The sequence below is a fragment of the Micromonospora sp. DT46 genome (genome assembly GCF_049841735.1).
GTDB lineage: Bacteria > Actinomycetota > Actinomycetes > Mycobacteriales > Micromonosporaceae > Micromonospora > Micromonospora reichwaldensis.
In genome coordinates this window covers 1-15,189 of record NZ_JBNCKW010000013.1, presented here as the reverse complement: position 1 = coordinate 15,189, position 15,189 = coordinate 1, and the positions used below count along the sequence as shown (strand labels likewise).

At 71.5% G+C, this 15,189-nt stretch carries 8 protein-coding genes; 6 read left to right on the top strand and 2 right to left on the bottom strand.

The annotated features are described in order from the left end of the window. The first annotated feature begins 232 nt into the window (after nt 1–232). The 3 genes from ACLQ20_RS28760 (at nt 233) to ACLQ20_RS28750 (ending at nt 2,670) form a co-directional block, all read left to right on the top strand. Entirely contained in the window at nt 233–1,891 is a 1,659-nt protein-coding gene (locus ACLQ20_RS28760) for a sodium:solute symporter family protein (RefSeq protein WP_425858158.1), read from the top strand. 16 nt (nt 1,892–1,907) lie between these two features. Further along, a complete protein-coding gene (locus ACLQ20_RS28755) occupies nt 1,908–2,216 on the top strand; it encodes a hypothetical protein (RefSeq protein WP_151453313.1) in 309 nt (102 codons plus the stop codon). Nucleotides 2,217–2,304: 88 nt separating this feature from the next. Continuing rightward, nucleotides 2,305–2,670, top strand: a complete 366-nt coding sequence (locus tag ACLQ20_RS28750; protein ID WP_327029414.1) for a hypothetical protein — start codon at nt 2,305–2,307, stop codon at nt 2,668–2,670. A 111-nt stretch (nt 2,671–2,781) separates the two neighbouring features. Here ACLQ20_RS28750 and ACLQ20_RS28745 read toward each other — a convergent pair whose 3' ends face one another. Then, nucleotides 2,782–4,554: a glycoside hydrolase family 6 protein gene (locus ACLQ20_RS28745; RefSeq protein ID WP_425858157.1), complete on the bottom strand. Its 1,773-nt coding sequence runs from the start codon at nt 4,552–4,554 to the stop codon at nt 2,782–2,784. 569 nt (nt 4,555–5,123) lie between these two features. Here ACLQ20_RS28745 and ACLQ20_RS28740 point away from each other — a divergent pair. Beyond that, nucleotides 5,124–6,236, top strand: coding sequence for a hypothetical protein (locus ACLQ20_RS28740; RefSeq protein ID WP_425858155.1), 1,113 nt, complete (start codon nt 5,124–5,126; stop codon nt 6,234–6,236). 1 nt (nt 6,237) lies between these two features. Then, nucleotides 6,238–6,921: a class F sortase gene (locus tag ACLQ20_RS28735; RefSeq protein ID WP_358119322.1), complete on the top strand. Its 684-nt coding sequence runs from the start codon at nt 6,238–6,240 to the stop codon at nt 6,919–6,921. An 85-nt stretch (nt 6,922–7,006) separates the two neighbouring features. Here ACLQ20_RS28735 and ACLQ20_RS28730 read toward each other — a convergent pair whose 3' ends face one another. Beyond that, nucleotides 7,007–12,085 carry an NAD-glutamate dehydrogenase gene (locus ACLQ20_RS28730; protein ID WP_425858154.1) on the bottom strand — a complete coding sequence of 1,693 codons (5,079 nt, stop codon included), beginning with the start codon at nt 12,083–12,085 and terminating at the stop codon, nt 7,007–7,009. 287 nt (nt 12,086–12,372) lie between these two features. Between ACLQ20_RS28730 and ACLQ20_RS28725 the strand changes: the two genes are divergently transcribed. Then, on the top strand, nt 12,373–14,334 hold the full coding sequence (locus ACLQ20_RS28725) for a penicillin-binding transpeptidase domain-containing protein (RefSeq protein ID WP_425858153.1): 1,962 nt from the start codon (nt 12,373–12,375) through the stop codon (nt 14,332–14,334). Nucleotides 14,335–15,189: the final 855 nt, after the last annotated feature.

Genomic DNA, 15,189 nt, shown 5'->3' with positions numbered 1-15,189 from the left:
CCCGGTTCCCCACAGGCGCCCCCGGCCGACCGGCCGGGGGCGCCTCCGCGTCCGGACCCCGCTGTCGGCGGCCGCCCTCCGACACCTCCGGTGAGGCCGTCCCGTCCGTGCCTTCCGGGGTCGGGAAGCAGGGTGCGGGCGGGTTTGGCCGTCGCAGGCGTGAAACTGCGCGTTCGGGGTAATTGCCCGCGCACACTCATCGGGCACGGACGGTCGACGAAGGGTTACCGGGATGGACGGCGATGGCCTGCGGCTGAACATGAACGTCCTGGACTACGGCATCCTGGCGCTCTACTTCGTCACGGTGCTCGGTGTCGGTTTCGCCGCCCGGCGGGCCATCCGGACCAGCGTCGACTTCTTCCTCTCCGGCCGCTCGCTGCCCGCCTGGGTGACCGGCCTGGCCTTCGTCTCGGCCAACCTCGGGGCGTTGGAGATCATCGGCATGGCCGCCAACGGCGCCCAGTACGGCGCGATGACGCTGCACTACTACTGGATCGGCGCCGTGCCGGCGATGGTCTTCCTCGGCATCGTGATGATGCCGTTCTACTACGGCTCCAAGGTCCGCAGCGTGCCCGAGTACCTGCGACTGCGCTTCAACCGCCCCACCCACCTGCTGAACGCGCTCAGCTTCGCCGTCGCCCAGGTGCTCATCGCCGGCGTGAACCTCTACGCCCTGGCACTGATCATGCAGGCGCTGCTCGGCTGGCCGCTCTGGGTCGCCATCGTGGTCGGCGCGCTGATCGTGCTGGCGTACATCACCGTGGGTGGGCTCTCCGGGGCGATCTACAACGAGGTGCTCCAGTTCTTCGTGATCATCGCGGGCCTGCTGCCGATCACGATCCTGGGACTGGTCAAGGTGGGCGGGATGTCCGGCCTGATGGACGCGGTGCGCGAGTCCAAGCTGGGCGAGGCGGGGCTGCACACCTGGCAGGACACCGGCGGCACCGACAACCCGCTCGGCGCGCACTGGATCGGGATCGTCTTCGGGCTCGGCTTCGTGCTCTCCTTCGGCTACTGGACGACCAACTTCGCCGAGGTGCAGCGCGCGCTGTCGGCCAAGAACATGAGCGCCGCCCGGCGGACGCCGATCATCGCCGCGTACCCGAAGCTGCTCATCCCGGTGGTCACGGTGATCCCCGGCCTGGTCGCCCTGGTGACGGTGCAGGGGCTCGGCGCGGAGAGCGGCGACCTGGTCTACAACAACGCGATCCCGCTGCTGATGCGTGACCTGCTGCCCAACGGCGTGCTCGGGATCGCGGTGACCGGCCTGGTCGCGTCGTTCATGGCCGGCATGGCGGCGAACGTGAGCGGCTTCAACACCGTGTTCACCTACGACATCTGGCAGCAGTACGTGCGGCGGGACCGCCCCGACGACTACTACATCCGCATCGGCCGGTGGGCGACGGTCGGCGGCGTGCTGGTCGGCATCGGCACGGCGTTCATCGCCGCCGGCTTCAGCAACATCATGAACTACATCCAGGCGCTGTTCTCGCTGTTCAACGCGCCGCTGTTCGCCACCTTCATCATCGGCATGTTCTGGCGGCGGATGAGCGCGGCGGCCGGCTTCCTCTCCCTGCTGCTGGGCACCCTGGCGGCGCTGGCCACCTACCTGCTCTACAAGGCCGGGGTGGTGCACTTCAACTCCGACCTGGAGGAGAGCTTCTGGGGCGCCGGCATCGCGTTCGTCACGGCGGCCGTCGTCGCCGCCGTCGTCACCCCGTTCACCGCGAAGAAGCAGGACGAGGACCTGCGCGGGCTGGTCTACGGCATGGGCGCCGTCGACGTGAAGGGCGACCTGCTGACCGGGGACGCCGTCTGGTGGCGCTCCCCGGTGCTCCTCGGCCTGATCGCGGTGGCGCTGTCCCTCCTCCTCTACGTGCCGTTCTTCTAGGAAGGGGCGCTCGGCCATGAGCATGGAAAACCTCAACCCGCACGGGCACGACCGGTCGGTCGAGGCCACCGAGGAGGCCCGCCGCCGTTCGGCCGCCGCCCGGCTGTTCGACATCCGCCGGGTGATCGGTGGCCTCTTCACCGCGTACGGGGCGATCGTCACCCTGATCGGCGTCTTCGACGGCGATTCCGCCGTGCAGAAGGCGCAGGGGGTCCGGATCAACCTCTGGGCGGGTCTCGGCATGCTCGCCTTCGGCGTGCTGATGCTGCTCTGGCAGTGGCGCAATCCGGTCGAACCGCCGGAGACCCCCGACGAGGAGCGCTGAGCCGCCCCGCCGACACCCGGCATGGGCACCGCCCCGCCGGGTACGCGAGCAGGATCAGGAGACCACCTGGCGACAGGAGGGCAGCGACATGACGGATCGTGACCGTGACCGACCGCTAGAGGAGAGCCCGGAGGTGGCCGCGGCGGTCGAGGACGACACCGGCATCCCGCAGCTGAGGACCGGCGGCGGCGCCGACCGCGACACTCCGTCGTTCACCGGGGACCGGTCGGGCGGCGACGAGCTGATCGGCGACCCGTACGCCGCCGGCACCGGCGCGACCGGCACCGGCACCGGCGCGGCCCCGGACGACATCCGTACCGGGGCGGAGCAGCCCTGGGAGCCGGAGGACCTGGTCGCGGCCCGGGGGCAGGACATCACGCCGGAGAACGTCGAGCGGGCCCGCCGGGACCTGGCCGAGCTGGGCCGCGCGGCGATCGAGAAGACGGTGCCCTGACCGGCGTACGCGAGGGGCCCCCGGCCCGACCGTCGGACGGTCGGACCGGGGGCCCGGGGAACCTGCCGCTGGAGCGCCTCACCTACTGCCAGCGGCGGGTGGGCTCCAGTCTCAGAGCGCCGGGTACGCGTTCTGCATGAGCTGCGTGAACTGCGCCGGGAACCAGGCGCCCGAGATCGGGGCGTCCGGCAGGGCGCCGCTCATGCTGTTGCCGTTGCGGGCGTTGCCGGTGTAGGTCGGGTCGCACATCCGGTCGAAGCCCTTGCCCTCGTTGTTCGGGATCTCCTTGCTGGAGCCGTCCGACTCGCCCGGGGGCTTCACCCAGACGTAGGCGTCGATGCCCGGCTCCGGCGCGGCCTTCGGGCGCTCGCCCAGGCCGGCCCCGGCCTGGTTGCACCAGTTGCCGGCGTGGATCCGACGGTCCACCCGACCGCCGTTGACGTACGTGTCCACGTTGGTCGTCGCGCCCGGGCCGGTGGGCCGGGCGGTGCCGCCCCAGCCGTTGCGGGACGTGTCGATCAGCATGCCGATCTTCGAGTCGAAGCCCTTGGCGACGAGCTCGTTGCGGAACGCCTGGGCGAACGAGAGCTCGTCCACGTAGAAGTTCCAGTCGATCCACTTCGACTGCCGCACGCTGGTGCCGTTGACGTTGTCGGTGATCTTGATGTACGGCTCACGCAGCGCCGAGTAGTTGGCGGTGTTGACGATGAAGCCGTGCACGTTGTTCACGTTGCTGCCGGAGGCGACGGCGGCGTCCTTCAGGATCTGCGCGGTCGGGCTGAAGTTGCTGTCCCAGCCGATCCAGCCGTGGTGGGCGGCGTCGATGTAGTTGTAGACGTTGCCGATCGCGCCCAGCTTCGACAGGGCGTACCCGACGCCGTTGACGTAGGCGCCGTTGGCCTTCACCGTGTCGCACATCGCGGTGCCGCCGGGGTTGCCGGAGGTGTTGGTCACCAGGTTCGGCAGCGAGTCGATCTCGATGATGTTGACGATCCGCAGGCTGGCGTACTTCGGGTCGGCCTGGATCGCGGCGATCGGGTCGATGTACTCGGCCTTGTACCGGGGCAGCTCGTGAGCCTGCAGCTCACCGTTCGAGGCCAGCGCGGCGCAGTCGCGGCCGGGCAGGTTGTAGATGACGAACTGGATGTAGTTCGCCCCCTGCTCGAGCGCCTTGTCCAGGTGGTTCCGGACGCCCATCGCGCCGTTGGAGCTGCTGTCCGGGGTGCCGTTGATGGCGGCGATCCGGTCGATCCAGACGGCGGTCGGGTTGTTCGACACCCGGCTGCCGCCGGAAACGGACTCGGCCTTGGCCTTCCACTCCGGGTTCACGTACCCCTTGGCGTTCAGGTACGGGTTGTCCACCCGCTGACCGGGGGGCGGCGTGGTGGGCGGCGGGGTCGTCGGCGGCGGCGTCGACGGCGGCGGGGTGCTGGGCGGCGGGGTGGTGGGGTTGGTGCCGCCGTTGCAGGTCACGCCGTTGAGCGTGAACGACGTCGGCTTCGGGTTGCTGCCGCTCCAGGCGCCGTTGAAGCCGAGGCTCACCGTGGCGCCGCTGGCCACCACGCCGTTGTAGGACTCGTTCTGCGCGGTGACGTTCTGGCCGCTCTGCGACCAGCGGGCCGACCAGCCCTGCTGCACCCGCTGGCTGCCGTCGGGGAAGGTGAAGCCCAGCGTCCAGCCGTTGAGGGCGTCGCCGGTGTTCTTGATGTTGACGGAGGCGGTGAACCCGCCCTGCCAGTCGCTGGTCGTGTACGACACGTCGCACTGGGTGGCGGCGTGCGCCACGGTGACCGGCAGGGTCACCAGTCCGCCCGCGACCAGAGCGCCCGCGCCACCGAGCGCGAGGGCCCGGCGGGGGCCGGACAGCCTTCTCCACACATTCATGCCACTGATCTCCTTGGGCGAGACCGGATCCGCGAACGGCCCGGCGATAAGGCCCGATGGGCGTCCTGCGCGGACGTCCGCCGGTACCACGGGTTCTTCGGGGGGTGCCCGACCCGGACGGGCGTTTGGTGGTGGTCCGACCGGCGACGATGGGCCGGCCGGGAGGCGGGATGTCGTCCGGCGGACCGGTGCCCTCGACTCCTGCCTGCGCGGTGTGGCTCCCCGAACCGCGTGCAGCGATTCTTGCATGGGAGCGCTTCCATGGCAATGCCTCGATGTGGCAGGGAGCGGCCGGAGGGGACGCCCGGTGCCGGCGGGGCGGACGGGACGGGACGCGACCACCGGCGCGGGCACGCGCCGCGCGACCGGCCCTCCGGGTGCCGGGAGGGCGGGAACCACCCGAGCCGGTCGGGCACGTTACCAAAGCGGCGTAGCTCCCCTACCGCCCTTAGCCTCCATAAATACCAAAACACGAATCTTTCCCTGCATAGCTCGTGAATCGGTCTAACGTCGTCCTTAGCTCGGTTGTCACCGGGCTCGAGGACAACAGGGATGGAGTGACGCAGGTCATGGCAAACAAGATGCTCGGGAAGGTCGTTGCTGGCGCGGCCCTCGGTGGCGCCTCCTTGCTCGTGTTCACGCCGGGGATCGCGTTCGCGGACGGTCACCACGACGACGAGGGCAAGGTCTACGCCAAGCCGCACGTCGTCAGGGCGGGCGAGACGGTCAAGCTGCTCGAGGTCTGCCCGGACCGGCAGGAGCACGCCTTCGTGTGGTCGAAGGTCACCGGCAAGGTCAAGCTCAAGCCGGCCGAGGGCCGCAACGACTGGCGTGGCGGGGAGGAGGACTCCCGCGACCACGACAAGGGCAAGGACCACGAGGACAAGGGCAAGGACCACGACAAGGGCAAGGACCACGAGGACAAGGGCCGCGACCACGAGGACAAGGGCCGCGACCACGAGGACAAGGGCCGCGACCACGGCAAGGACGACAACGGCAAGGACGAGACGCCCAAGCCGCAGCCGTCCGCCACCGCCACCGCCACCGGAGAGCCGAAGCCGCCGACCAACGGCCAGGGTGGCGGCGCCGCCGACGCCGGCGCCGAGGGCGACTGGAAGGGCTACGAGCACGGCCAGGACGCCGAGGGCGACCGCGAGGGCCGCGAAAAGGGCCACGACAAGAGCGACCGCGAGGGCCGCGAGAAGGGCCACGACAAGGGCGACCGTGAGGGCCGCGAGGGTCGCGAGGACAAGTACGGCTCGGGCAGCAACGGCTCGGACGAGTACGACCGCGAGGACCGCAAGGACCACGACGGGAACGGCTCGGACAGCAACGGCTCGGACGAGTACGACCGGAAGGGCCACGACAGCGGCTGGTCGGACGAGGAGTCCGAGGGCAACGGCAAGGACGAGGACCGCTGGGAGCACAAGCGGGACTTCATCTACTACGGCGAGGCCGAGGTCTCCGAGGACGCCAAGCCGGGCCGCTACGAGCTCAAGGGCTCCTGCGGCGAGGGCGAGCTGGTCGTGCTGCCGCGCGGTGGGGTCGACGGTGGTGACGGTGGCGTCGCCGCCGGCACCGACCGGGGCCTGGCCGCCGGTGGGGCGAGCCTGATCGGCGCGGCCGCCCTGGGCGGCCTCGTGCTGATGCGCCGGCGTCGGACCGATGAGTCCTTCGTCTGACATGACGGCGACACCGGCCGGCGGCCGTCACGGGACACCGTGGCGCGCCGCCGGCGCGGCCGTCGTCGTCGTGGTCGCCATGGTCGGCGCCGGTCTGATCGGCGCCTCGGCCAAGACCGGGCCCGCGCCCCGCCCCCCGCAGCCCCTGGCCGCGCCCGCCAGCACCGGGCCGGCGGACGCCGACGTGCCGAACCCCGACGCGGACCCGGACGTCTCCGGCACGGGCCTGGCGCGCTCCGCCCCCACCACGATCGCCATCCCCCGCATCGGGGTCGACGCCTCGATCATGTCGCTCGGCACCAACCCGGACGGCACCGTCCAGGTGCCCCCGCTGGAGCAGGCGCAGCTGGCCGGCTGGTACGAGCCGGGGCCGAGCCCGGGTGAGATCGGCAACGCGGTCATCGTCGGGCACGTCGACTCCGCGGAGATCGGGCCGGCGGTCTTCTTCTCCCTCGGTGCCCTGCAACCGGGCGACACCATCACCGTCACCCGGGAGGACGGGCAGCAGGCCACCTTCACGGTCGAGTCGGTCAAGGCGTACCCGAAGACGGAGTTCCCGACCGAGCAGGTCTACGGTCCCAGCGACCGGCCCGGCCTGCGCGTGGTGACCTGCGGCGGGACCTTCGACCAGGCCGCCGGCAGCTACCCCGACAACGTGGTCGTCTTCGCCTCCATGCCGGCGTGAGCCGGCAACCACGCGGCAGCCTCCACCGGGGGACACGACGCGGCCCGGCCGGTCGGGAGACCGGCCGGGCCGCGTGCCGTACGCGTCAGGCGGCGGCGGAGGTCCGCACCAGGGTGCGGATCTGGCGCAGCAGCACCGACAGGGCGGCGAGGTCCGCCCGGGACTCGTCGAACTCCCCCATCGCCCGCTCGGCGCGGTGGATCGACGTGGCGTTCGACTGCTCCCACTGGAGCACCCGCTCCTGCGGCGACAGGCTGCCGGCGGTGGAGTCGAGCACCTCCGCGGTCAGCGCGGCCAGCGCGGCGTACAGGTCGTAGCGCAGCGCCATCCGAGCCAGCGTCTGCCAGCGGTCCTCACGCGGCAGCAGGGAGATCTTCGACAGCAGTGAGTCGACCCGGAACCGGTCGGAGAGCACGAAGTAGACCGAGGCCACCTCGCCGACGTCCCGCCCGCTGCTCGCCGCGGTCTCCACCACGTCGAGCAGGCCGAAGCTGTACATCAGCCGGGTCGCCTGCTCGGCCAGGTCACGCGGCAGCCCCCGCTCGGTGAGCGAGTCGATGTGCGCCGCGAGGGAGTCCCGCTCGCTGCCGTAGAAGCGCTCCTCCAGGTCGGGCAGGAGCTGGGCCACCCCGTCGCGCAGCCGGGCGATCTCCGCCGGCACGTCGATCGGCGACCGGCGGTTGGTCACCAACCACCGCACCGCCCGGTCGACCAGCCGCCGGGTGTCCAGGTACACGCTGGTCTGCAACTCCGGGTCGACCTTGTTGTCCAGGTCCTCCACCGCGTCCCAGAGCGCGCCCAGCCCGAACACCTCGCGGACCACCACGTACGCCCGGATGACGTCCGCCGCCGGGGCGGCCGTCTCCTCGACCACCCGGAAGACGAACGAGATGCCGCCCCGGTTGATCGCCTCGTTGACCAGCACCGTCGTCACGATGTCCCGGCGCAGCCGGTGCTGGCCCATCCGGTCGGCGAACCGCTCGCGCATCGGCGTCGGGAAGTAGTTGACCAGGACGTCGGTCGTCCACTCCTCGTCCGCGAGCCCCTCGGCCAGGATCTCCGTCTCAAGGACGATCTTGACGTACGCGAGCAGCACCGCGAACTCCGGCGCGGTCAGCCCGGACTCGGTCCGCACCGCCATCTCGTCGTCCGGCGGCAGCGCCTCCAGGGACCGGTCCAGCGCCCCCGAGCGCTCCAGATCGGTGATCATCCGCCGGTGCACGGGCAGCAGCGAGGCGGCCTGAGCCTGCGCGTTGTTGATCGCCCGGGCCTGGTCGTAGTTGTCCCTCAGCACCAGCTCGGCGACCTCGTCGGTCATCGCGGCGAGCAGCTCGTCCCGCTCGGGGACGGTCAACGCGCCGTCGGCGACCGCCGTGTTCAGCAGGATCTTGATGTTCACCTCGTGGTCGGAGCAGTCCACCCCGGCCGCGTTGTCGATGAAGTCCGTGTAGATCCGGCCGCCGGTCTGGGCGTACTCGATGCGACCGAGCTGGGTCCAGCCCAGGTTGCCGCCCTCGCCGGCCACCCGGCACCGCAGGTTCCTGCCGTCCACCCGGATCGCGTCGTTGGACTTGTCGCCCACCTCCGCGTTGGTCTGGCTGGAGGCCTTCACGTACGTGCCGATGCCGCCGTTCCAGAACAGGTCGACCGGCGCCGTCAGGATCGCCTTCATCAGCTCCTGCGGCGACATCTGCGTGACGTCGTCGCCCAGGCCCAGCACCGCGCGGACCTGCGGCGAGACCGGCACCGACTTGGCGGTACGCGGGTACACCCCGCCGCCGGCCGAGATCAGTCCCCGGTCGTAGTCCTCCCACGACGAGCGGGGCAGGTCGAACAGCCGCTTCCGCTCGGCGTACGAGGCGGCGGCCTCCGGGTCGGGGTCGAGGAAGATGTGCCGGTGGTCGAACGCGGCCACCAGCCGGATGTGCTCCGACAGCAGCATCCCGTTGCCGAACACGTCGCCGGACATGTCGCCGACACCGACCACGGTGAAGTCCTGGGTCTGGGTGTCGTGACCCATCTCGCGGAAGTGCCGCTTCACCGACTCCCAGGCGCCCCGGGCCGTGATGCCCATCTTCTTGTGGTCGTACCCGGCCGAGCCGCCGGAGGCGAACGCGTCGCCGAGCCAGAACTGGTGCGCCGTGGAGATCTCGTTGGCGATGTCCGAGAACGTCGCCGTGCCCTTGTCCGCCGCGACCACCATGTACGGGTCGTCGCCGTCGTGCCGGACCACGTCCTCCGGCGGCACGATCTCGCCGCTGACGATGTTGTCCGTGACGTCCAGCAGCGCCGAGATGAACTCCTTGTAGCAGACGACCGCCTCGTCGCGGTCCCCCGGCTTCTGCTTGAGCACGAAGCCGCCCTTGGCGCCCACCGGCACGATGACGGCGTTCTTCACCATCTGCGCCTTGACCAGGCCGAGCACCTCGGTGCGGAAGTCCTCCCGGCGGTCGGACCAGCGCAGCCCGCCCCGGGCCACCGGCCCGAACCGCAGGTGCACGCCCTCGAAGCGCGGCGAGTACACGAAGATCTCGAACTTCGGCCGCGGCGCCGGCAGGTCCGGGATCGCCTGCGGGTCCAGCTTGAGCGCCACGTACGACTTCGGCCGCCCGTCGGTGCGCTTCTGGTAGAAGCTGGTGCGCAGGGTGGCCTGGATCATCGTCAGGTAGGCGCGCAGGATCCGGTCCTGGTCGAGGCTGGCGACGTCGTCCAGCGCGGCCCGGATGTCGCCCACCAGCTCGGCGCTGCGCTGCTGCCGCTGCTCGTGGCCGTCCTCGCCGGGCGCGAACCGCACCTCGAACAACTCCACCAGCAGGGCGGCGATCCTCGGGTACGCGATGAAGGTCTGCTCCATGTACTCCTGGGAGAAGACCGTGCCGGCCTGGCGCAGGTACTTCGCGTACGCGCGCAGCACCACGACCTGCCGCCAGGTGAGGCCGGCGCGCAGCACCAGCTCGTTGAAGCCGTCCACCTCGGCCTCGCCCCGCCACGCCGCCGCGAAGGCGTTCTCCACGTGCGGGCGCACCTCGGACAGCTCCTGGTGGCCCTCCGGCAGCCGCAGCCCGAAGTCGTAGAGGTAGACCCGACCGTCGATCCGGTCCACCTCGTGCGGGTGCTCGTCGACCACCTTGACGCCGAGCGAGTGCAGCACCGGCAGCACGGCGGAGAGCATCATCGGCTCGCCGTAGCGGTAGACCTTGAAGCGGACGTCCATCGCCTCGTCGACGTCCGGCCCCCGCCCGCCGGCCCGCGGCGCGAGCTGCTTGCGGAACAGGTGCATCTCCAGCTGGCCGGGCTCCTCCAGCAGCTCCAGCTTCGCCAGGTCCTTCATGGCCTCGTACGGCGTGTGGCCGTCCTTGTAGCCCTCAGGGAAGGCGTCGGCGTAGCGGGTGAACAGGTGCTTGGCCTGCTCGTCGCCGAGCTTGCGCTCCAGCACCAGCCGGTAGTCGTCGTCCCAGAGCCGGGTCGCGTCGGCCAGCTCCTCGGCGAGCAGGTCGGCGTCGATGTCGCCCGGAGTCCTGCTCGGGTCGGTCCGGACGATGAAGTGCACCCGGGCGAGCATCGACTCGGTGACCCGGGTCGTGTAGTCGACCCCGACGCCGTTCAGCTCGCGCAGCAGGATGTCCTGCATCCGCAGGCGGTTCTGGGTGGTGAACCGGTCCCGGGGCAGGTAGATCAGGCAGGAGATGAACCGCCCGTACGCGTCCCGGCGCAGGAACACCCGCAGCTGCCGGCGGCCGGCCATCCGCAGCACCCCGATGACCGCGTGGTAGAGGTCCTCGGTCTTGATCTGGAACAGCTCGTCGCGCGGGTAGGTCTCCAGGATCTGGAGCAGGTCCTTGCCGGAGTGGCTGCGCTGGCTCAGGCCGGAGCGGTCCAGCACCTCGGCCACCTTGCGGCGGACCACCGGCAGCTCCTGCACGCTGGTCCGGTACGCGGCCGTGGAGAACAGCCCCAGGAAACGCCGCTCGCCGATCACCTCGCCGGCCTCGTTGAAGATCTTGAAGCCGATGTAGTCGAGGTAGGCGGAGCGGTGCACGGTGGCCCGCGAGTTCGCCTTGGTGATGATCAGCAGCCGCTTCTCGGTGACCTTGTCGTGCGCCTCGGACGTCATCGACGACAGCGGCCGGGCATCCGGGGAGTCCTGGCGCAGGATGCCCAGCCCGGTGCCGAGCACCGCCTCCAGGGCCTGGCCGCTGCCCCGCTCCCCGTCCGCGGCACCCGACTCGCCGGTGTCGACCAGCCGGTACTCCCGGTAGCCCAGGAACGTGAAGTGGTCGTGGGCGAGCCAGCGGAGCAGCTCCACCGAGTCCGTGATGTCCTTCTCCGGCACCGGCGGCCGGTTGTCCGACGTCCGCGCGGCGGCCAGCTCGTCGGCGAGGGCGAGGGCGCGCTGGCGCATCTTCGGCCAGTCCTCCACCGCCTCCCGCACGTCGGTGAGCACCCGCTGGAGCTCCCGGCGCAGCCGGTCCCGCTCGGCGGCGTCGCGTACCGGGTCGATCTCGATGTGCATCCAGCTCTCGACCAGGTCGCCGGCGATGGCGTCGTCGGGCTCGACGTCGGCGGAGACCTCGACCAGCCGGCCCAGCGGCTCGCGCCGGACCACCACCAGCGGGTGGACCAGCAGGTGCACGTCCAGGTGGTGCGAGTTGAGCAGGGCGGTCACCGAGTCGACCAGGAACGGCATGTCGTCGGTGACGATCTCGATGACGGAGTGGTGCTGCTCGGCGTCGGGCTCGTGGATGCGCAGCTTCAACTCGCCCGGTACGCGCTGCTCGGCGAGGTCGCGGTGCGCGCGGGCCGCCTCCAGCATCTCCTCGGCGGTGAAGCCGATCAGCTCCTCGTCCGGCGCGAACCGCCAGAAGCGGCTGACCAGGGTCGCCGCGTCGTGGTCGTCGCCGGCGAGCGCGACCGCCTGGGCGACCAGGCGCTCCACGTTGGGAACGGGCTCATCGAGCTCGTTGTCCTCCACGTCGTCGGCCAGCGCGTCGACGGGCAGGCCCAGATCGTAGAGGGTGTCGATACTCGAACCGGTCATCCCGGTCACTCCTGTGTCGAGCCGGCCGAAGCCGTCCCCGTCGGTCGCCGAATCGAAGCTGTCGTCCCGGCCGGTGTCATCCTGCCGGAGGTCGGGTCCCGGTTTGATCGCCGGACGCCGGTCCATCGGTGCCACTCCCCTCGACCCACCGCATTGTGGGTCACTCTGCCGCCCAGCCTAGGCCCTGCCGTTCCGCCCCTTGCTCGGCGGACCACAGTGCGGACGTCCGGTTCCGGACTTCGTCCTTTCACCCGTTGCGGGTACGAGGTTGGCCGGTTCGGGAGTACCCCGCCACCAGTCGTTCATCACCCGGGCAGCGGCTCTCTTTCCGCACGTCCCGGTGCGGGGGGACGGTGCGGACGGCGCCGCCGTACTAGCGTGCAGGGCAGTTCCGAGATCGGAGATCCGCTTCCATGCGCCTGTCGTACCCCCGCCGCCCCCGCCGCAACCGGCTCCGCCCGCCGCTGGCGCTGCTCGCCGCGACCGCGCTCGCAGCCGGCGCCCTCACCGCGTGCTCGGGCGGTGACGGACCGGAGCGCAGCGTCGACGCGTTCCTGGCCGGCTGGCGCTCGGGCGACCTCCAGGCCGTCGGCCTCGTCGACCCGACCGGCGCCAAGGTGCCGGCGGCCGACGTCGCCCGCGAGCTCAAGGAGCTCTCCGGCGAGCTGGCGGCCACGCCGCCGACGCTGACCCGCCGGGGCGAGGCGAAGGTGACCAAGGACATCGCGACCGCGGTGGTCAAGGTCGACTGGGCCCTCCCGGGCGGGACCCGTTGGGCGTACGAGCGTCCGGTGCGACTCACCCGCGGCGGCGACGAGTGGCGGGTGATCTGGGAGCCGCAGGTGGTGCAGGAGCAGCTCACCCGGGGCGACCGGCTCGGGCTGCGCCGCGACACCGCCACCCGGGCCGCGGTGCTCGACGCCGCCGGCCAGCCGATCGTGGCGCCCCGACCCGTGGTGCGGGTCGGGCTCCAACCGGGCGAGGTCACGGACCTCCCGGGCCTGACCCGGAAGCTGGACGCGGCCTTCCGGGCGATCCGGCCGGCGATCACCCCGCCGGTGGACCTCTCCGATCTGCGCAAGCGGCTCGCCGACGCGGATCCGGGCGCGTTCGTCGAGGTGGTGACCCTGCGCGAGGAGGCGTACCGGCAGATCAAACCACGCATCTACGACCTGCCGGGCACCAAGTTCCGCAGCGACAAGCTCGACCTGGCCCCCACCCGCGAGTTCGCCCGGGCGGTGCTCGGCTCCGTCGACCCGGCCCAGGCCGACGACCTCGCCCAGCACCCCGACCGCTACGAGGCCGGCGACCTGGTCGGCCACGGGGGCCTCCAGGGCCACCACGACGAGCGGCTACGCGGCGCGCCGGGGCTGACCGTGATCACCGAGCGCCCCGGCCCGGACGGCACGCTGGTGCCCACCGGCACCGAGGTGTTCCGCAGCGAGCCGAAGTCGGGGCAGCCGGTCAGGACCACGCTCGACGTGGCCACCCAGAACGCGGCCGACACCGCCCTGCGCGGCGAGAAGCGCCGGGCGGCGCTGGTCGCGGTGCGGATCAGCGACGGCGCGGTGCTCGCCGCGGCCAACGGTCCCGGCGCCGCCGGGGAGAACCTGGCCTTCACCGCCCAGGTTCCGCCGGGCTCCACCTTCAAGATGGTCAGCGCGCTCGGTCTGCTCGACCGGGGCGCGGTCACGCCGGACGCGACGGTGGACTGCCCGAAGACGTTCACCGTCGACGGCAGGCCGTTCAAGAACTCCGACAACTTCGTGCTGGGGCCGGTGCCCTTCCGCACCGACTTCGCCAAGTCCTGCAACACCGCGTTCGCCGCGCTGGCGCCGAAGCTCGGCCCCGACGGACTGGCCGTGACCGGTCGTTCCCTCGGGCTGGAGGGGCAGTGGGACGTCGGCCTCGACGCCTTCACCGGCAAGGTCTCGGCGAACGGCGGGGCGACCGAGCAGGCCGCCGCCGCCATCGGCCAGGGCACCACGCTGGTCAGCCCGCTGGCCATGGCGTCGGCCACCGCGGCGGTCGCCCGGGGTCGGTTCGAACAGCCGAAGCTGGTCCTCGACCCCGCCCCGGCCCAGCCCGCCGCCCCCGGCCCGCAGCTCAAGCCGGAGTCGGTCGAGGGGGTCCGGGCGATGATGCGGGAGGTGGTCACGGCCGGCTCCGGCAGCGCGCTGCGGGACGTGCCGGGCGCGCCGGTGCACGGCAAGACGGGCACCGCCGAATACGACGACAACCCGGCGCACACGCACGCCTGGTTCGTCGGCTGGCAGGGCGACGTCGCGTTCGCGGTCTTCGTCGAGAAGGGCGGAGCCAGCACCGCCACCGCCGTCCCGGCCGCCGAGCGCTTCCTCCGCGCCCTCTCCCGCTGACCAGCCTCACCGACACCGGTCTCGGCACCGGTGGCGGTGGCGGTGGCGGTGGCGGTGGCGGCGGCGGCGATGGCGGCGGCGTTGACTGGCGGCGTCGGGCACCCGTGGGCACCGCCGCTTCGCGGTTCACGCGGCCACGTCCTGGTCGGCGTGGTCCGTCACGTGTCGGCGACGGCGACGTGTAGTTGCGGCAGCCTCGGCGGCCCAAGCCGGCCGCACAAAGGGCCGGTCGCCGCACCGGGAGCCCCACCTGCCTGCCGCCAGGAAGCGAGCATTGGTGATCAGGACGCCATGGACGTTACCGGGCGGTTTTAACGTCCATGGCGTCCTGATCACCACTGGATGGCGGGCGTTCCCGCGCAACCGGAGCGACGCTGTGGAGCTGCCCCTACCGACGGGGCAGGCGCCGACGCCCGCCGGGCGCACGTCCGGCAATCCACCGGTGGAACACCAGGGGTGTCAAAAACCTTCGGTGACACCCCTGGTGTTCCACCCGTCACCTCGCGTCCCACCAGCCTCCCCGGCCGGACCCGGCAGGTGCGCCGGCCCTAGAGCAATCGGCCCTGCCTCGACCGCGCCAGTCTCGATCGTCTTGGGCACGTGCCACCAGCCGCCCGGCCGTGACCTGCCCTGGGCACGTGCCACCAGCCGCCCCGCCTTGCCCTGAACCGGGCACATGCGATCAGCCGCCCCGCCTTGCCCTGAACCGGGCGCGTGCGATCAGCCGCCCACCTCGCCCTGCCCTGGGCACGTGCGATCAACCGCCCACCTCGCCCTGCTGTCAACGCCGGCCGAACTTTGACCCCTCTGTTCCGGCCGAATGTTGACCCCCTCGCTGGTTGTTGATGTTCAGTC

Bases quoted from the DNA above. Each gene is read 5' to 3' on its own strand.
- ACLQ20_RS28725 (WP_425858153.1), top strand. From the start codon at position 12,373: ATGCGCCTGTCGTACCCCCGCCGCCCCCGCCGCAACCGGCTCCGCCCG.
- ACLQ20_RS28755 (WP_151453313.1), top strand. From the start codon at position 1,908: ATGAGCATGGAAAACCTCAACCCGCACGGGCACGACCGGTCGGTCGAG.
- ACLQ20_RS28745 (WP_425858157.1), bottom strand. From the start codon at position 4,554: ATGAATGTGTGGAGAAGGCTGTCCGGCCCCCGCCGGGCCCTCGCGCTC.
- ACLQ20_RS28740 (WP_425858155.1), top strand. From the start codon at position 5,124: ATGGCAAACAAGATGCTCGGGAAGGTCGTTGCTGGCGCGGCCCTCGGT.
- ACLQ20_RS28735 (WP_358119322.1), top strand. From the start codon at position 6,238: ATGACGGCGACACCGGCCGGCGGCCGTCACGGGACACCGTGGCGCGCC.
- ACLQ20_RS28750 (WP_327029414.1), top strand. From the start codon at position 2,305: ATGACGGATCGTGACCGTGACCGACCGCTAGAGGAGAGCCCGGAGGTG.
- ACLQ20_RS28760 (WP_425858158.1), top strand. From the start codon at position 233: ATGGACGGCGATGGCCTGCGGCTGAACATGAACGTCCTGGACTACGGC.
- ACLQ20_RS28730 (WP_425858154.1), bottom strand. From the start codon at position 12,085: ATGGACCGGCGTCCGGCGATCAAACCGGGACCCGACCTCCGGCAGGAT.